This window comes from Streptomyces sp. V1I1, from assembly GCF_030817355.1.
Taxonomy (GTDB): Bacteria; Actinomycetota; Actinomycetes; order Streptomycetales; family Streptomycetaceae; genus Streptomyces.
Window position 1 is genome coordinate 3,227,480 of record NZ_JAUSZH010000001.1, and the last position, 18,176, is coordinate 3,245,655.

13 protein-coding genes and 1 riboswitch are annotated in these 18,176 nt (G+C 71.2%); of the genes, 5 read left to right on the forward strand and 8 right to left on the reverse strand.

Going from position 1 to position 18,176, the window contains the following annotated elements:
* Positions 1-29: 29 nt before the first annotated feature.
* The 5 genes from QFZ67_RS14985 to QFZ67_RS15005 all read right to left on the reverse strand — a co-directional run bounded on the left by QFZ67_RS14985 (position 30) and on the right by QFZ67_RS15005 (position 6,316).
* Positions 30-878, reverse strand: a complete 849-nt coding sequence (locus QFZ67_RS14985; RefSeq protein ID WP_307661603.1) for a hypothetical protein — start codon at positions 876-878, stop codon at positions 30-32.
* 94 nt (positions 879-972) lie between these two features.
* Entirely contained in the window at positions 973-2,154 is a 1,182-nt protein-coding gene (locus QFZ67_RS14990; protein WP_307661604.1) for a VWA domain-containing protein, read from the reverse strand.
* The gene (locus QFZ67_RS14995; RefSeq protein ID WP_307661605.1) at positions 2,151-4,664 is read right to left on the reverse strand and encodes a DUF5682 family protein; all 2,514 of its coding nucleotides are present in this window, start codon (positions 4,662-4,664) and stop codon (positions 2,151-2,153) included. Before QFZ67_RS14995 ends, QFZ67_RS14990 begins: the two co-directional genes overlap by 4 nt.
* Entirely contained in the window at positions 4,661-5,785 is a 1,125-nt protein-coding gene (locus QFZ67_RS15000) for an AAA family ATPase (RefSeq protein WP_307661606.1), read from the reverse strand. Before QFZ67_RS15000 ends, QFZ67_RS14995 begins: the two co-directional genes overlap by 4 nt.
* Before the next feature lie 120 nt (positions 5,786-5,905).
* Entirely contained in the window at positions 5,906-6,316 is a 411-nt protein-coding gene (locus tag QFZ67_RS15005) for an MmpS family transport accessory protein (RefSeq protein ID WP_307661607.1), read from the reverse strand.
* A 132-nt stretch (positions 6,317-6,448) separates the two neighbouring features.
* On the opposite strand from QFZ67_RS15005, the gene QFZ67_RS15010 reads away from it, so the two are divergent.
* Both QFZ67_RS15010 and QFZ67_RS15015 read left to right on the forward strand, forming a co-directional pair.
* Positions 6,449-7,849, forward strand: a complete 1,401-nt coding sequence (locus QFZ67_RS15010; RefSeq protein ID WP_307661608.1) for an SWIM zinc finger family protein — start codon at positions 6,449-6,451, stop codon at positions 7,847-7,849.
* Between the two features lie 16 nt (positions 7,850-7,865).
* Positions 7,866-9,515, forward strand: coding sequence for a DUF5691 domain-containing protein (locus QFZ67_RS15015; protein ID WP_307661609.1), 1,650 nt, complete (start codon positions 7,866-7,868; stop codon positions 9,513-9,515).
* Between the two features lie 453 nt (positions 9,516-9,968).
* On the opposite strand, the gene QFZ67_RS15020 is transcribed toward QFZ67_RS15015, so the two are convergent.
* Positions 9,969-10,382 carry a cobalamin B12-binding domain-containing protein gene (locus QFZ67_RS15020; RefSeq protein ID WP_307661610.1) on the reverse strand — a complete coding sequence of 138 codons (414 nt, stop codon included), beginning with the start codon at positions 10,380-10,382 and terminating at the stop codon, positions 9,969-9,971.
* A 376-nt stretch (positions 10,383-10,758) separates the two neighbouring features.
* On the opposite strand from QFZ67_RS15020, the gene QFZ67_RS15025 reads away from it, so the two are divergent.
* A complete protein-coding gene (locus QFZ67_RS15025; RefSeq protein WP_307661611.1) occupies positions 10,759-11,601 on the forward strand; it encodes a triacylglycerol lipase in 843 nt (280 codons plus the stop codon).
* Between the two features lie 266 nt (positions 11,602-11,867).
* Positions 11,868-13,433 carry a M23 family metallopeptidase gene (locus tag QFZ67_RS15030; protein ID WP_307661612.1) on the forward strand — a complete coding sequence of 522 codons (1,566 nt, stop codon included), beginning with the start codon at positions 11,868-11,870 and terminating at the stop codon, positions 13,431-13,433.
* Positions 13,434-13,465: 32 nt separating this feature from the next.
* Here the strand turns inward: QFZ67_RS15030 and pcrA are convergent, their stop codons facing one another.
* The gene (gene pcrA / locus QFZ67_RS15035) at positions 13,466-15,937 is read right to left on the reverse strand and encodes a DNA helicase PcrA (protein WP_307661613.1); all 2,472 of its coding nucleotides are present in this window, start codon (positions 15,935-15,937) and stop codon (positions 13,466-13,468) included.
* A 276-nt stretch (positions 15,938-16,213) separates the two neighbouring features.
* Positions 16,214-16,378, forward strand: a riboswitch (cyclic di-AMP (ydaO/yuaA leader).
* Position 16,379: 1 nt separating this feature from the next.
* Between pcrA and QFZ67_RS15040 the strand changes: the two genes are divergently transcribed.
* Positions 16,380-17,552 (forward strand): C40 family peptidase, encoded by a 1,173-nt coding sequence (locus tag QFZ67_RS15040; protein ID WP_307661614.1) that lies wholly within the window; start codon positions 16,380-16,382, stop codon positions 17,550-17,552.
* A gap of 95 nt (positions 17,553-17,647) precedes the next feature.
* On the opposite strand, the gene QFZ67_RS15045 is transcribed toward QFZ67_RS15040, so the two are convergent.
* Positions 17,648-18,001, reverse strand: coding sequence for a hypothetical protein (locus tag QFZ67_RS15045; protein WP_307661615.1), 354 nt, complete (start codon positions 17,999-18,001; stop codon positions 17,648-17,650).
* Positions 18,002-18,176 lie beyond the last annotated feature (175 nt).

The window sequence follows — 18,176 nt, forward strand, 5'->3', positions numbered from 1 at the left end:
GGCAGGTCTTGAGCGGGGAAAGGACTGCCCTAGCCGGGGAATTCGAGGATGTCGCGGGGTCGTTCGCAGGTCGGCGCGGCCGCCGTCGCCCGGACCGCGCCGGAGACGAGCGCGTATGGACTGTCGTACGCACTCACCGCCGCGGGCTGGTCGCCCTTTCGCGGCGTGTGCGTCTCGGTGGACTGCTGCAGCGCGCCGTGCGTGGAGTTGCAGGGCTTGCCGGGGACTTGAGCCGGTGCGGGTGCCGACGCGGGCTGCGCGTGCGGGACTTCACCGGGGTGCCGGCCGAGCGCACCGGCGTACTCACCGTCGTACTCACCGGCCGGGCCGACCGCGGCAACGGTCGCGCCGGACGACCGGGCCGGGTCCGCCTCGTCCGAGGAGGGCTTGGCCGTGATTCCGCCCGGGGACTCGTCCACGAGCCGGTCGGCGGGGCCTTGCGGCTGTCCGGGGTCTGTACCGCCGCCGGCAGACGGCGGCGGTACGGGAAGGAACTCGCCCGGTGTGCCGGTCACCGGCTCGACCACGGGCCCTACGACATCCGCCACAGTGCCCGCGGCCGGCTGAAGAACCTCGCGTACGGATCGCACCGGCGCAATGGACGCCGCCGCGTCGACGGAGTCCGTTGCCGCGCGCCGCAGTTCCCGCGCCGGGACCGGCCGGGTCGACGACGCCGGGTCGCTCGCCTCGGTGTCGGCGGGCGCCTGGGAACTCGGCGCCGAATCCGGCAGCTCGGCCGCCTGCGCCTGTCCGCCGTAGAGGAAACCGACCGTCAGCAGACCCCCGAGAAACAGCATCACCCGCAGCGCACGCCGCTCGCCCGCTGCCCGGCGCAGCGCGCACAGGACAGCGGCAGAACGAGCAGCTGCGGCAGTCACGGTGAAGGAGCCTTCCCGAGGTTGGCGGAAGTGGACCTTCCGCGGGGATCGGGACGATGCTCGCCGAGTCGCCCGGGTCGGCGCAAGTCCTACGTTACTGATGGGTCACCTTGTCCGGTATGGGCAGTGGACGCTTCTCGATCGCCGCCGCCATAACATCCGGGAAGAGGTCCGGCGTACATGCGAAGGCCGGTGCGCCCAGCGCCGCGAGAGCCGCGGCGTGCTCCCGGTCGTACGCGGGTGTCCCCTCGTCCGAGAGCGCGAGCAGCGCCACGAACTGCACGCCCGACGCCTTCATCGCCGCGACCCGCTTCAGCATCTCGTCCCGTATGCCACCCTCGTAGAGGTCGCTGATCAGTACGACGACGGTGTCGGCGGGGCGGGTGATTTGCGACTGGCAGTACGCGAGCGCCCTGTTGATGTCGGTGCCGCCGCCGAGCTGCGTGCCGAACAGGACGTCGACCGGATCGTCGAGCTGGTCGGTGAGGTCGACGACCGCGGTGTCGAAGACGACGAGGCGGGTGGCGATGGAGCGCATCGACGCCAGGACCGCGCCAAAGACGGATGCGTAGACGACGGAGGCCGCCATCGAGCCCGACTGGTCGATGCAGAGGACGACGTCCTTCTTCACTGACTGCGACGCCCTGCCGTATCCGATCAGCCGCTCAGGGACGACGGTGTAGGCACCTTCTCTTTCAGGAATCGGCAGACAGTTCTTGAGGTTGGCCCGGATGGTGCGGTCCCAGTCGATGTCCCGGTGGCGCGGCCGGTTGATCTTCGCCGAGCGGTCGAGCGCACCGGTGAGGGTGGACCGGGTGCGGGTGGCGAGCCGCTTCTCGAGGTCGTCCACCACTTTCCGTACAACGGCTCTGGCTGTCTCCTTGGTCGTCTCGGGCATCGCCTTGTTGAGGGAGAGCAGCGTGCCGACGAGGTGGACGTCCGCCTCGACGGCCTCCAGCATCTCCGGCTCCAGCAGGAGCGTGGACAGGCCGAGCCGGTCGATCGCGTCGCGCTGCATGACCTGGACGACGGAGCTGGGGAAGTACGTACGGATGTCGCCGAGCCAGCGCGCGACCGACGGCGCGGACGCCCCGAGCCCGGCCGAACGGTCGCGTCCGCCCTGGTGGTTGCCGCTGCCCTTGCCGTAAAGGGCGGTGAGGGCGCCGTCCATCGCCGCGTCCTTGCCCGCGAGCGCGCACCCGGTGCCGTCGGCGGACTCCCCGCCGAGCACCAGCCTCCAGCGCCGCAGCCGCTCGTCGTACTCGGTCCCTGTCATCGGGCCACCCCCGCAAGGTCGTTGTCGTCGATTCCGAGGAGCAGCTGGAGCACCGGCAGCACCGCGTCCGCCCGCGGCTCGTCGAGACCGAGGCCGAATCCGGGCATCGTGGGCGCGGCGTGCACCGGACCGGATGCCGCCGCGGGTCCGCGCCGGACCAGCTCGCCCAGGGTGCGGCGGACACCCGATTCGTACGCGGAGAAGGTGCGGCGCAGCAGCGGCAGTACGTCGGTGAAGGCGTCCGCGGGCACGCTGGTCAGCCAGGCGTCGACGAGTGTGAGCAGGCGCTCGTCGTGGACCAGGAGCATCCCGCCCCCGGACGCACCGCCGACGAAACCCTCGATCCAGGCGGCCGCTTCGGCGGGCGGCGTGCCCGGTGAGAGCGCGAGGGCCATGAGCCGCGCGGCCTCGTTCTCCGCGAGCCGCCCGTCGTCCAGCAGCAGCCGGGCGGCCCGGCCGCGTATGACCCCCGGCACGGTGTCCCGGGCCGCGAGCCGGTGCAGTACGGAGCCCCAACGCTCGCCCAGCTCCCGCGCCTTGGGCAGCAGCCCGATCGCTGTGTGCACCCCGTCCAGATGGCTCCGCATCTCGGCCGCGCCGTCCGCGTCGAGCCCGGTGCACGCGGGCGGCAGGCCGACGCAGATGCGCTCGGCGAGCCCGGCCGCGACCTCGCCGAGCGCGGCCGTGTCGGTGGACCGCACATCCCCGTACCGCAGGGAGCGGGCCAGGGCGGGCAGCGCCTGGGCGAGATGACCGACGTCGGTGTCGAGGGCGGCGCGGTCCGCGAGCGCCTTCATCACGACGGGGAGCGCGTCGGGCAGTTCGGCCAGCAGGCACTGCTCGGCGAGCGCGGTGACGTCGGCGAGGGCGGTCGCCGACACGGCTCTGTTCTCGGCGTTCGCCGTGGCCGCGGAGAGCACCGTCGTACCCCATACGCCGGCCTCCGCGACCCGGACGAACAGCTCGGGCTCCCAGCGCAGCCGCCAGCTCTCCCGGAACGTGCCCGTGCTCCCCCGCCCCGTGACGGGCTCGCCCCAGCCGATGGCCAGCAGCCGCAGCCGGTGCAGCAGCCTGCTCTTCGCCGCGTCGGTCTCTTTGCGCAGATCGAGGTCCAACTCCCGCTCCAGCGCCTCCGGTTTGAGCCGCAGGCTGCGCTGGAGCCGGCTGAGGTCGCGCTGCAACGGCACGGCGGGCGCGGCGTCCGGCACCTCGCCGAGCACGTCCCCGACGATCAGCCGGTCCCGGATGAGGTCGAGCGGCACGTCGGAGCCGTCGCACATCACGGCCCGGATGGCATCGGTCGTCTCGGTCAGCCCGGCGAGCGGACGCCCGCGCATGGCGGCGAGCGTGTCGGCGAGCCGGACGGCCTCGATGACATGGGCGGACGAGACCATCCGGTCCTCGTCCCGCAGCAGCCCGGCGACCTTGGTCATCCAGCGCTCGACGGGCCGGTCGGGCGCGCCGAAGAGATGCCCGTACCAGCCGGGCGAGTCGATCCCCGCGCCGTACCCGCTGTGCCGGGCGAGCCTGCGGTGCGTCCAAGGCACCCAGGTCATCTCGGTCTTGACCTTGGGCAGGCCTTTGAGGAGGGCCTTGTCGGCGGCGACGGTGTACTTCGCTGCCAGCGCGGGAACGTGCCAGGCGCCGCAGACGACGGCGACGTCGTCCCCGAACTCCTTGCGCGCGGCGCGCAGTTGGATCCGCATATGTGCCTCGCGCGCGAGATCGCGTTCGTGCCCGCCGTGTCCGTACATCTCGCGCAACGCGGCCATGGCTTCACCGAGCGCCATGAAGGGGGCGCAGGGGTCAGCACCGTGGGAGCGGAGTGCGGGCGCGCCCTCAGGGCGGGGCCCGTCCGCAGACCCGGACACAGACCCGGACCCGGCCCCGGACACAGACGCGGACACAGACGCGTGCCGGGACGGGACCTCGGCCGCGGACCCGCGGTGCTCGATGACGTCCTCCCACCAGCGCTCCGGGTCGTCGTACCCGGCGGTTTCGGCGAGGACGGCGATGGGATCGATCCGTACGCCCCGAGCTTCGAGAGGCTCCTGCCCCGGCACGATGTCCCATTCGGGGTCGACGGCCTCCGCGTCGGCAACCTCAGGTGCCCGGCCTGCAAGAGGCTCCTCTCCGTCCGGCGCCGGTCCCTCCGGTCCGGCCGCGTCCGCAGACTCCTCCGCCGCTGCCAGCGCCAGCGAATGCGCTGCCGGGAGGTCGATGAAGCGCACCGGCACCCCCCGGGCGAGCGCCCAGCGAAGCGCCACCCACTCCGGCGAGAACTCGGCCAGCGGCCAGAACGCCGCCCGTCCCGGGTCGTCCACGGCATGCGCGAGCAGCGCGACCGGCGGGCGCATCTGCTCGTCCGCCGCGAGCGCGAGCAGCGCGTCTCCCTCGGGCGGCCCCTCGATCAGCACCGCCGGTGGCGAGGCCGCCTCCAGCGCGGCCCGCACCGCCCGCGCCGAACCCGGCCCGTGGTGACGGACGCCGAGCAGCAGGGGCCCGGTCATGCGCTCACCTCGCGGCAGGCGCGGTAGAAGTCCTTCCAGCCCTCGCGCTCACGCACCACCGTCTCCAGGTACTCCTGCCAGATGACCCGGTCCGCCGCCGGGTCACGGACGACCGCGCCGAGGATGCCGGCCGCCACATCGCCGGGCCGCAGCACGCCGTCGCCGAAGTGCGCGGCGAGCGCGAGACCGCCCGTGACGACCGAGATCGCCTCGGCCGTGGAGAGCGTGCCCGAGGGCGACTTGAGCTTGGTGCGGCCGTCGGCCGAGACGCCGTCCCGCAGCTCTCGGAAGACAGTGACCACCCGGCGGATCTCCTCGAGCCCCTCAGGCACGGCCGGCAGATCGAGCGAGCGCCCTATCTGGTCGACGCGCCGAGACACGATGCCGACCTCGTCCTCGGGCGTCGCGGGCAGCGGCAGCACGACGGTGTTGAACCGGCGGCGCAACGCGCTGGACAGGTCGTTGACCCCGCGGTCGCGGTCATTGGCCGTGGCGATGAGGCTGAACCCACGCACCGCCTGGACCTCCTGCCCCAACTCAGGGATCGGCAGGGTCTTCTCGGACAGGATCGTGATCAGCGAGTCCTGTACGTCCGCGGGGATACGGGTGAGCTCCTCGACCCGAGCGGTCATGCCCTCGGACATCGCGCGCATGACGGGACTGGGCACGAGCGCGTCCCGGCTGGGGCCGTGGGCGAGCAGTTGGGCGTAGTTCCAGCCGTAGCGGATCGCCTCCTCGGGCGTGCCCGCCGTGCCCTGCACGAGCAGCGTGGAGTCGCCGCTGACGGCCGCGGCGAGATGCTCGGAGACCCAGGTCTTGGCGGTGCCCGGCACGCCGAGGAGCAGCAGCGCCCGGTCGGTGGCGAGTGTGGTGACGGCGACCTCGACGATCCGGCGCGGCCCCACGTACTTGGGCGTGATCGCCGTGCCGTCGGGCAGCGTGCCGCCGAGCAGATAGGTGGCGACGGCCCACGGCGACAGCTGCCAGCCGACCGGCCGCGGCCGGTCGTCGGCCGCGGCGAGCGCCTTGAGTTCCTCGGCGAATGCGTCCTCGGCATGCGGTCGCAGAGCCTCGGCCCCGGTGGCTGCGCCTGCGGTCGCGCCGGTTTCGGACACGGTCATGGATCCCCCTCCAGATCGTTCGACCCGATGTGGGATCCACCGTGCACCATGCCACTGACAATCGACCGTCGCCGCAGGTCAGGACCTCAATGGCCAGGATTCGACCGGGAGTTACGGGAGTTACTCCACGATCGGGGAGACCGCGATGCAACCGGCCGCGGCGGCCAGGCCCGCGCCCTTCTCCTCCTTGATGACCTTGCCCTTGTACGTGATCTTGCAGCTGACCTCGGAGCCGGTGATGTCCGCGGCAACCGGCATGACGGCGGGCGGCATGATGCCGCGCAGCGTGACCGTCTTCTTCCACGGCAGCGAGGGCTTCTGCACCGTCTCGATCTCCGGCTCCATCGCCTTGCCGCCACCGCCGTGGAAGTCGATCGAGTCGACGTTCTTCCCGGTCACCTCGTACGTGACTTCGTACGTCTCGTTCGTGGCCTTGTCTACGGCGTCGACGGCGTCGGAGCAGGCGGAGAGGCCGAGCGTGAGGCCGGAAACGGCGACGGCGCAGACGGCGGCGCGGATGGTGCGGTTCATATGGAATCCCCCCGGATCCTGAGGCTGAGCCCTCCAGCCAATCACAAAGGGAAGGTAGGGCCAAGATGCTGTCGGGCGCGCGAATCCGCAGGTCAGAACCGATTGTCAGTGGTGGCCCGTAGCGTCTTCAGCATGCTGCGATCTAACGGGGGAGAACCCTCGAACGCCCCGGAGCAGGGGGTGCGCTGGACGTCGGATCAGGTGCTGGCACTGGCTCCTGACGATGCGTCGCGCAGAGCGGGAAACAGACTAGGCGCGGCCGGGCCGTGGTCCGGCGCGGGCAGCAGCGGCTCGGGGGCCGTGTGGGGCCTGTGCAAGGGCAGCGGCAGCAAGCCGTACCAGACGGTCGTCGACACCACGGGCCCGGCCTACAAATGCAGTTGCCCGAGCCGGAAGTTCCCGTGCAAGCACGCGCTGGGGCTGCTGCTGCTCTGGGCTGCGGACGAGGGCGCCGCACCGGTCTCCACCACGCCGGACTGGGCCGAGGAATGGCTTGAAGCGCGCAGAAAGCGCGCCACGGACAAGGAAGAGAGCGACGCGGGCGCGGGACAGCCCGCGAAGACCGCCGACCCCGAGGCGGCCAGGCGCCGGGCCGAGCGCCGGGCGGGGCGGATCACCGCGGGGGCCACGGAGCTGGAACAGCGGCTCACGGATCTGCTGCGCGGCGGCCTGGCCGCGGCCGAACAGAGGGGGTACGAACTGTGGGAGGAGACCGCGGCTCGCATGGTCGACGCTCAGGCACCCGGACTGGCGGGACGGGTGCGGGAGTTGGGCGCGATTCCGGGCTCGGGGCCGGGCTGGCCCGTGCGGCTGCTGGAGGAATGCGCGCTGATCCATCTGCTGGACGAGGCGTGGCTCGGGCTGGAGAAGCTGCCGGACCCGTTGGCCGCGACGGTCCGCACCCGGGTCGGCCTCACCTCGCCCGCCGAGGGCCCGCCGGTCCGGGACGGCTGGCTGATCCTGGCCCAGTACGACTCCTCGGACGGGAAGATCACCACGCGCCGTATATGGCTGTACGGACGCGGCTCCGGGCGCACGGCACTGCTGCTCTCCTTCGGCGCAGCAGGCCGCTCTCCGCAACAGGCGCTCCCGGTGGGGCTGATGATCGACGCCGAGCTCACCGCGTACGCGGGCGCGGGGCAGCTGCGGGTGGACCTGGGCGAGCAGTTCGGCGCGCCCGTCCCGATCGGGTCCCCGCCGCCGGGCGGGCCGGCCGCGGCGGCCCTCGACGCATACGGCAAGGCTCTGCGGGACGACCCCTGGCTGGACTCCTGGCCGGTCACGCTGAGCGGCGTCATTCCCACCCAGGCGGGCGAGGGGTGGCAACTGGCCGACGCCGACGGCGAGTCCGCGCTGCCCATCGCGCCCGGCGCGCTCTCCCGCCCCGGGCTGTGGAAGCTCGTGGCGCTCTCCGGCGGTGGCCCGCTCACCGTCTTCGGCGAGTGCGGTCACCAGGGCTTCACGCCGCTCGCCGCCTGGGCAGCCCGGTCCGAGGACGCCACGGGTCCGGCCGAGACGATCCCGCTCATCTGAACGTACGGAGGACGTCATGACCAGCACCGTCAGCACCTCACCGTGGGAAGAGCTCGTCACCTCGGCCCTGCTCGGCACCGACCGCCGTACGCCGCCGGATTCCGTGCTGTCCCCCGGCAAGGACGCGCCGGTCGCGCTGTTGGACGCGGCGGCGGTCCAGACCGTACGGCGCAGGGCGGGACTGCTGCCCGCGCCCGCCGCCGACCGGCCGGAGCCCGCGCCGCACGACGCCCGCCCGCAGCTGCCCGCGCCCGCCCGGCGCCGGCTCGCCCAGCTGCTGGCCGACCGGTCCGCCCCGTCGCACGCGGGAGGACGACGAGGTACGGCACCCGATCTCACCGAGCTGCTCCCCCAGTGGCTGGCCGCGGCCAACGAGCACCGGTACCAGGCGCCGCCGTCCGTACTGCCGGCTCTGCTGGACGCGGCCCGTGCTCGTACGGATCTGCGGCCGCAGGCCCTCACTTTCGCGGGGCCGCGCGGGCTGTGGCTGGCCCGGCTCAACCCGGAGTGGAAGTTCGCGCTGCGCGGAGCGTCCGGAAGCTCTGTGCTGCCGGACGCCGGTGACGAAGAGGCGGTCCAACGGCTCTGGGAGGAAGGGCTGTTCGCCGAGCGGGTCGCGCTGCTGGCGGCGGCGCGGGTGCACGATGCGGGGGCGGCGCTGGCGCTGCTGACCGCGACGTGGGCGACGGAGCGGGCCGAGGACCGGCTGATGTTCCTCGACTCCCTGCGTACCGGACTGTCCGACGCGGACGAGCCGTTCCTGGAACAGGCCCTGTCCGATCGAAGCCGCAACGTCCGTGCCACCGCGGCCGAACTCCTGTCGGCGCTGCCGCACTCCGCACTTGCCGGGCGGATGGCGGCGCGGGCGGCGTCGTGCGTCAGCCTGGACCGCAGTGGCGACGGCGACGCGGCGATAGGCGTGGAGGCGCCGCACGAATGCGATGCGGGCATGCAGCGCGACGGGGTGGCGCCGAGCCCGCCGACGGGGCGGGGCGAACGGTCATGGTGGCTGGGCCAGTTGGTGGAGGCGGTCCCGCTGTCCACCTGGCCGGGGCGGCTCGGCGGGCGTACGGCCCAGGAGATCGTCGCGCTGCCCGTCACCGACGGCTGGGGCGAGGAGCTGCACGCGGCGTGGTGCCGGGCGGCGGTGCGGCAGCGGGACGCGGAGTGGTCCCGCGCCCTGCTCGGGGCGCCGGGCAACCCGCCGGACACCGGCCCCGGCACGTCGTCCCTCGCCGAACGGGCGAAGCTGCTCGCGACGCTGCCGGACGGTGAACGGGCGGTGTGGGTCGCGGAGTTCATCGCGGCGCACGGCCTGTCGGAGGCGTTCCAGCTGCTTGGCGTCTGCGCGGTGCCGTGGGGGGAGCCGCTCGGCCGTTCGGTGGTGGACGCGCTGGACATCGCGCGTGAGGCGGGGAGTTACCCCTGGAGCTTCAGCGGGGTGATGGGCCTGGCGGAACGCTGCCTGGACCCGGCGGAGGCGAGCCGACTGGAGCTGCTGACGGCGACGCCGGACGAAACGGAGGGGGCGTCGCCGGGGGCGGGGGGGTACTGGTCGGAGGCGTTTCAGCGGCTGGTGTCGACGTTGCGGTTGCGGGCGGCGATGCGGGTGGAGCTGGGGGGTGTGTGTTCCCCCACCCCGCCCCTTCCCGAAACTGGGGGCTGACGCCCCCAGCCCCCGCCGGGGCGGAGGAGGTGGGCGTGGGGGCTGACGCCCCCACGCCCCCGGAAGCGGCAGCTTCGCGCCGCGCCCGGCCCCAGGCGCAGGGGGCGCAGGCGCTGCGTCACGCCCGGCGGCGTCAGGCGCCCGCGGGCTGGCGGAGGGAAGAGCCGGCGCTGCTCCCGTCCAGTGTCGCCGGACGGTGCCAGGCCACCCCAGGTTGGCGGACGCAGGGGGCGCAGGCGCTGCGTCACGCCCCGCGGCGCCGTACGGCGTCAGGCGGACGCAGGGAAAGGGCCTGCGTCCCCGCCCGGCGGCGCCGACAGGTGCCCGCAGGGCACGGGTCGCGTCACGGCCGGCGCGTCGGAGGGCGTCAGGCGGCCGCAGGGGGCAGGGGTCGCGTCACGGCCGGCAGAGCCGGACCGCGTCAGGCACCCGCAGACTCCCCACCCGGCCGCGTCAGGCGCCCGCGGGCTGGCGGACGTTTGCGTTGACCCAGTCAACGATCGACGCCGTCGTCGCGCCCGGCGTGAAGATCTCCGCTACGCCCTTCTCCTTCAGCGGCGCGATGTCCGCCTCCGGGATGATGCCGCCGCCGAAGACCTTGATGTCCTCCGCGTCGCGCTCCTTCAGCAGCTCGATGACCTTCGCGAAGAGCGTGTTGTGCGCACCGGAGAGGATGGACAGGCCGATCGCGTCCGCATCCTCCTGGATCGCCGTGTCCACGATCTGCTCGGGGGTCTGGTGGAGACCGGTGTAGATGACCTCCATGCCCGCGTCACGCAGCGCCCGCGCGATCACCTTGGCCCCGCGATCATGGCCATCGAGCCCCGGCTTGGCCACCACCACGCGGATCGGACCAGTCACACCCATCACTGCCTCCACCTACCGACTGCGCCGCCCTGGGCACGGGTCCCGAACCGCAGCGGCCCGGGGAAGTGAACGAACGTTATCTCCAGCATCCCGCAACCCGCCGTTTCACGGCCGATAGCGAGGGGGAAATCACACATGGGACAACTTAGCTATGCGTCGTACCCGCACCACGCGGCACACACGCCGCACCGCACCACCGCGGGAACGATCGCTACGGGAGCCGCTTCAGGGTTCGTAGCCCCGTGCCGTCAGCCGCGCGGCACGGCGTTACGACCCCTTCGGTACTGGCCCAGCACGGGCACAGGGCCTGAGTGGCGCCCACGAGGGCACACGGGGGACGGAGCCGTCCTCCAGCGTGCCGTACGGGAGGTCGGCCATGAAGGCTTTTCCCTTCTTTCCGCTGTGTCTGCGCCCCGTGCGACACCTACGAATACCGGCCGTGCTGATGCGCGCCGCCACCCTCGAGCTGGCGATCCTCGCCGGGCATCTGCTCCTCTACCCCGCCGGCCTCGTCCCGGAGCGTCGCGAACCCGACCAGGACCCCGCCCCAGGACCGAACCCCCGGCTCCCGGCGCCTGGCGCGGACCGCCCGCCCGCCGTGCTCCTCCATGGCTTCGTGGACAACCGCTCCGTGTTCGTCCTGCTGCGCCGCTCCCTCGCCCGGCACGGCTGGCGGCACCTCGAGTGCCTCAATTACTCCCCGCTGACCTGCGACATCCGCGCCGCCGCCGAGCTGCTCGGCCGGCACATCGAGGAGATCTGCGCGCGTACGGGCCGGTCCGAGGTCGACATCGTCGGGCACAGCCTCGGCGGCCTGATCGCCCGCTATTACGTACAGCGCCTGGGCGGTGACCATCGGGTACGCACGCTCGTCACCCTTGGCACCCCGCATTCGGGCACCAGCGTCGCCCCGCTCGCCAGCGCCCACCCCATCGTGCGCCAGATGCGCCCCGGATCCGCCGTGATCGAGGAGCTGCGCATGCCCGCGCCCGGCTGCCGTACTCGCTTCGTGAGTTTCTGGAGCGACCTGGACCAGCTGATGGTCCCGGTCGAGACGGCCTGCATCGACCACCCGGATCTCATCGCGCAGAACGTACAGGTCAGCGGAATCGGACATCTCGCGCTCCCGGTCCACCCGGCCGTCGCGGCCGGCATCCGGCAGGCGCTGGAGTCGAGCCAACCCGCGACCGGCACATCCGGCGCCGTCTCCGTCGCCTGATTCGGGCCCGACGGCGCTCGCCACCACGCCCAGCCCCAGCAGACCGGGTAACGAAATGTCGAACACTTTTCGAACGTAGAGCCAAAGCTGTGCCCACAGTCCGCCGAAAGGCATCCGAATGCCCGTTTCCTGATTGCCTAAAACCTGCCGAAGATTGTCGCCGTCGCATACCGCCGGGTACAGTCGCGCCACTGCTTTCCCTCTGGGACCCCTGCGCTCCACGGCCCCAGAACCCAGGTCCTGCTGCCGAGGCGAGAGAGAAGTTGGTGAACGACCAGCACGCCCACGCCGGGTACGTCGAATACGACGGCTACTCCACTGGCAGCTTCGACACCGACCCGCTCTTCGGTGCGCTTCCTGGCAGTTACGAAGCCGGCCACAGCGGCCAGTACGACACCACCCAGTGGGACACCGGGTCGCACCAGACCTCCGGTTACGACGTCTACGCCGCGCAGCAGGCACAACAGCCGCAGCAGGCGCAGCAATTCCCGCAGTACGAGACTCACGCGCAGTACGAGACTCACGCCCAGTACGACGGCACCGCCCAGTACGACAGCACGGCCCAGTACGACGGCACCGGCCAATACGACGCCGCCGCGGTCCAGTACGACACGACGGGCCAGTGGGACGCCGCCGCGTGGAACCAGACCGCGCAGACGGATCAGTACGAAACCGCCGCGGCCACGTTCGCGTACGACACCACCGGACAGTGGACGGCGCCCGCCTTCGACACCGGCACGTACGACGCCACCGCCTGGAACACGGGCGCGGAAGCCGTCGTAGCGCACGTACCGCACCAGTTCACGCCGGAGCATGAGTTCATCCCGGACCAGGACTTCAGCACCGCGGCGCCCGCTGACCTCACCACCGAATTCCAGCCGGAGTTCCAGTCGGACCTCACGTACGAGTACGAGGAGTACCAGTACGAGGCCGAGCCTGAACCCGAGGCCCAGCCCGAGGCCGAGGCCGGGCTCGAAGCGGAAGCCGGACTCGAAGCGGAAGCCGAACTCGACGGCGAATACGAGCTCGCGCCGGAACCCGACCCCATCGCCGCCGCCGTCATCCCCCGCCCCGTCCGCCGTTCCGGCGGGTCCCGCGGCCGTCGCCGCACCCCCGCGAAGCGCTCCGCGCTCCTCACCGTCGCCGTGCCCTCCGCCTGTGTGATGGGCGTCGCCGGCATCGCTGCCGCCTCCGTCGGCAGCCTCGGCACCGGCGACACCAAGGGCGACACCAACGTGGAGGCGGCCGATCCGTCCTCCCCCAAGGCGATCGCGGCCAACAACAAGATGGACACGCAACTCGCCGCTCTCAGCGCCGACGCCCGCGACTTCGGCGACCGCGCGTCGCGCACCCAGGAACGCCTCGACCTGAAGGCGCGCCAGGAGGCGGAGAAGAAGAAACGCGAGGAAGAGGCCAAGCGCCGCGAGGCGTTGCGCCCCAAGTTCGTATTGCCGGTGAACCGGGAAGGCCTGAGCGCGTACTACGGCCAGGCCGGCGTCAACTGGATGTCCGTACACACCGGCATCGACTTCCCGGTGTCCTATGGCACCGAGGTGATGGCCGCGACCGACGGCACCGTCCGTACTCAGTGGAACAGCGCCTACGGCAACATGGCCATCGTGACCGCCTCCGACGGCACCGAGACCTGGTACTGCCACCTGAGCAGCACCAAGATCCGCTCCGGTTCGGTCAAGGCCGGTGATGTCATCGCGTACTCCGGCAACTCCGGCAACTCCACCGGGCCGCACCTCCACTTCGAGGTACGGCCCGGCGGCGGCTCGGCGATCGACCCGCTGCCGTGGCTTCGCAGCCACGGCCTCGACCCGACGTAAAAACGCCGATCAGAGCTCGATCCGAGCTCTGATCAGAGCTTTTCGACCGGTGCGTACCGCAGCAGCAGCCGCTTCGGCTTGGTGTCCCCGAAGTCGATCGTCGCCTGCGCGTCCGCGCCCGACCCCGTCACCTCCACCACGGTCCCCAGGCCGAACTGGTCGTGCGTGACCCGGTCTCCGACCGCCAGCGAGATCACCGGCTTGTCGGTCGTGCGCCGCGTGGCGAAGCCCGAAGCACCGCCGCCCGAGCGTGAGCGCGAGGACGAGAGCGACGAGGCGATGCCGGACGTCGGACCGGCGGGCGCGGCCATCGGACCGGTCCGCTTCCACTGCAGGTGCTGCCCGGGGATCTCCTCCAGGAAGCGCGAGGGCGGGTTGTACGAGGGCTGGCCCCAGGCGCTGCGCATCGACGACCGCGTCAGATAGAGGCGCTCGCGGGCGCGCGTGATGCCGACGTACGCCAGCCGCCGCTCCTCCTCCAGCTCCTTCGGCTGGCCGAGCGCGCGCATGTGCGGGAAGACGCCGTCCTCCATGCCCGTCAGGAACACCACCGGGAACTCGAGGCCCTTCGCCGTGTGCAGCGTCATCAGCGTGATGACGCCGGAACCGTCCTCGTCCTCGTCCGGGATCTGGTCGGAGTCGGCGACGAGCGCGACCTTCTCCAGGAACTCGGCGAGCGTGCCCGCGCCTTCCTCCTCGGCGCGGTCCTGCTCGAACTCCAGGGCCACGGCGGCCAGTTCCTGGAGGTTCTCGATGCGCGTCTCGTCCTGCGGATCGGTCGACGCCTGCAACTCGGCGAGGTAGCCGGTCCGCTCCAGGACGGCCTCGAGCACGGTGGCCGGTCCGGCGCCCGACTCGACGACCGTACGCAGCTCCTCCATCAGCACGTTGAACCGCTTGACGGCATTGGCGGAGCGTGCCGCCATGCCGTACGCCTCATCGACGCGGCGCAGCGCCTGCGGGAAGGTGATCTTCTCGCGCAGCGCGAGCGCGTCGATCATCGCCTCGGCTCGGTCGCCGATGCCGCGCTTGGGGACATTGAGGATGCGGCGCAGCGGGACGTTGTCCTCGGGGTTGGCGAGAACCCGCAGATACGCGAGGACGTCCCGGACCTCCTTGCGCTCGTAGAAGCGCACTCCGCCGACGACCTTGTACGGCAGCCCGACCCGGATGAAGATCTCTTCGAAGACACGGGACTGGGCGTTCGTACGGTAGAAGACGGCGACGTCGCCGGCCTTCGCGTCGCCGGCGTCCGTCAACCGGTCGATCTCGTCTGCGACGAACTGCGCCTCGTCGTGCTCGGTGTCGGCGACATAGCCGGTGATCTGCGCGCCGGCGCCGGCGTTGGTCCACAGGTTCTTCGGGCGGCGGCTTTCGTTGCGCTCGATGACGGCGTTGGCGGCGGAGAGGATCGTCTGCGTGGAGCGGTAGTTCTGCTCGAGCAGGATCGTCGTCGCGTCCGGGTAGTCCTCCTCGAACTGGAGGATGTTGCGGATGGTCGCGCCGCGGAAGGCATAGATCGACTGGTCGGCGTCGCCGACGACGCAGAGCTCGGCCGGGTCGTCGTCCGGGCCCGAGGGACCCACCAGCTCGCGTACGAGCGTGTACTGAGCGTGGTTGGTGTCCTGGTACTCGTCCACCAGCACATGGCGGAACCGGCGCTGATAGTGCTCGGCGACGTCCGGGAACGCCTGCAGCAGATGCACCGTCGTCATGATGATGTCGTCGAAGTCCAGAGCATTGGCCTCACGCAGCCTCGCCTGGTACATCCGGTACGCCTCTGCGAGCGTCTTCTCGAAACCTCCCCCAGAGCCTTCGGTCTGGGAGGTACCCCCAACAGCCTGGTCGGCGAAGGTCTCCTCGTCGATCAGCTCGTTCTTCAGGTTCGAGATCTTCGCGCTGAAGGACTTCGGCGGGAACTTCTTGGGGTCGAGTTCCAGATCACGGCAGACCAGGGCCATGAGGCGCTTGGAGTCGGCGGCGTCGTAGATCGAGAACGACGAGGTGAAGCCGAGCCTCTTGGACTCACGGCGCAGGATGCGGACGCAGGCGCTGTGGAAGGTGGAGACCCACATGGCGTTGGCGCGCGGGCCGACGAGGTGCTCGACGCGCTCCTTCATCTCGCCGGCGGCCTTGTTGGTGAACGTGATCGCCAGTATCTGGCCGGGGTGGACGCTGCGGCTGCCCAGCAGATACGCGATCCGGTGGGTCAGCACCCGGGTCTTGCCGGACCCGGCCCCGGCGACGATGAGCAGCGGCGAGCCGGTGTGCACGACGGCGGCACGCTGCTGCTCGTTCAGCCCCTCGAGCAGGGCGGCGGGGTCCACGACGGTGCGCGGGGCGCCGTCACGGTGGTACGGGTCCCGGGCCGGAGGGACGTCGTAAGCACCCTGGAAGAGATCGTCAGGGATCTCCTCCGGGGCCGAGTCCTCGGGCGGCGGCGGGTGGTGCTCCGCACTGGGCTGGAGGTCCGCCAGGAAGCTGTCGTCAAAGAGGCTGCTCATCGCTCTACGAGTCTAGGCCGCCGCACTGACAGCTCGCCGCCGCATTGGGGTACGACGGCGACACGGCGGCGCGATCCGGCCGGGACACGATGCCCGCGACCCTCCGTGATCGGGCCACGTCGCCGGGTCATCGTGCGGAACGCGCCGGTCCGCCGATTGCCAAGGTCACGAAAATGTATCGGACATATCGAACATCAACCTTCACAGCAGCCACACGAGTTGGCTAGCGTGCTCCCCCAAGGCGGCCCGTACCCCCATGGCGATCCACGCCACATCGGGCAGCCTGCGCCGAATTCGGGCTTTCCACGAGGGAGTTCGGAACCGGGGACCCACCATGCACAACCGGGGTGAATCGGACCGCGCCCCATCCGGTCCGTAGGGCGATCTTCCGTTCCGCCCGAACCCGACAGCTAACCCGGTAGGCGGTCCACGGAAGAAGGAGATGCCGGCCTTGGCGTCGCATCGCAAAACGCGAAGTCGAACCGTAAAGACCTCCCCCGCCGTCGGGTTCACGACGGCAGCCCTCGCCTCCGTCACCCTGTTGTCGACGCAGAGCGCCAATGCCGCGCCCGCCGAGCCGAAGCCCTCCGTCGAAGAGGTACAGAAGAAGGTCGACGACCTGTACCGGCAGGCCGGCACGGCAACCCAGAAGTACAACAAGGCCAAGGAAGCGACCGAGGAGAAGCGCCGCGAGGTCGACGAGCTCCTCGACGACGCCGCCAAGCGCACGGACAAGCTGAACGAGTCCCGCCGGGAGCTCGGCACCTACGCGGCCGCGCAGTACCGCACGGGCGCGGTCACTCCGACCGCCGCGCTGCTCTTCGCGGACAGCCCGCAGGCGTACTTCGACCAGACGCAGCTGATGGACCGGATGACCGACCGTCAGCGCAGTGTGATCGACGACTACGAGACTCAGCGGGCCGCGGCCGCCGAGCAGCGCGCGGAGGCGACGAAGAGCCTCGAGTCGCTCACCCGCTCCCAGCAGGCCCTGCGCACGAGCAAGCAGGACGTCCAGGCGAAGCTCGCCGAGGCGCGCACGCTCCTGTCGAAGCTGACGGCCGAGGAGAAGGCACGGCTCGCGGCGATCGAGCGCAAGCAGGAGGAAGAGGCCCGCCGCAAGGCCGAGGCCAAGGCCAAGGAGGAGGCGGAGGCCCGCGCGGAGGCCGAGCGCCGGCGCCAGGAGCAGGAGCAGAACCAGGGCGGCGGCACGGGCACGGACACCGGGTCGGACACCGGCTCCGGTTCCACGGGCGGCGCCACGTACGCGGCGAAGGCCGAGAAGGTCCTCTCCTTCGCCCGCTCCCAGATTGGCAAGCCGTACGTCTGGGGCGCGTCGGGCCCGAGCTCGTACGACTGCTCGGGACTGACCCAGGCCGCCTGGAAGGCGGCGGGCGTGGACCTGCCGCGCACCACCTGGGACCAGGTGAAGGTGGGCCAGCGGGTCGAGACGAAGGATCTGCTCCCGGGTGACCTGGTCTTCTTCTACGACGACATCAGCCACGTCGGCATCTACATCGGCGACGGCAAGATGATCCACGCGCCCAAGCCGGGTGCGAACGTCCGCGAGGAGTCGATCTACTACATGCCGATCTACGGCAGCGTGCGCCCGGCCTGAGACCGGTCAACACACGAACGCCCGGGGGCCGACGTCGGCGCCCGGGCGTTCTCATGTCCGGCTCACACCCGGCTCTCGCCCGGCTCATTCCCGGCTCACGTCCAGAGCGTCGCGATGAAGATGTTCGCGACCGTCAGCCCGCCCACCGCGCCGAACAGCGCCTTGTCCACCTTCTCCTCGTCCCGCTTGACGTACACCAGGCCCAGGATCACAACCAGCACCGCCAGCTTGATGCCGACCTTGAGGTTGTTCACCGGCTGGTCGTCCGCCTGGTTCAGACCCACCAGCGCCACGCCCGTGATCAGCATGGTCAGCGCGCCGTGCAGCATCGCCGGGGTGAAACGGGCCGTTCCCGCGCCCATCGCCTTCATCTGGGTGAGGAAACCGCCGAGCAGCGACGCGATGCCGATGATGTGCAGGGCGACGAAGACATTGATGAGTACGTCCATGTCGCGGAGCCTAACCCTCCCCATAGCACCGATCTCCAGGCAGGTATGCCTCATTCGCCGCATCGGTCACAGCGGCACGGGGATCCGGGCCTGCACCATCAGTCCCGCTCTCAGAAAGCGCACTCACATGTCCAGCTTCGGGCAGTACCGGTCCACGCCTCATTCCCGTGACTCC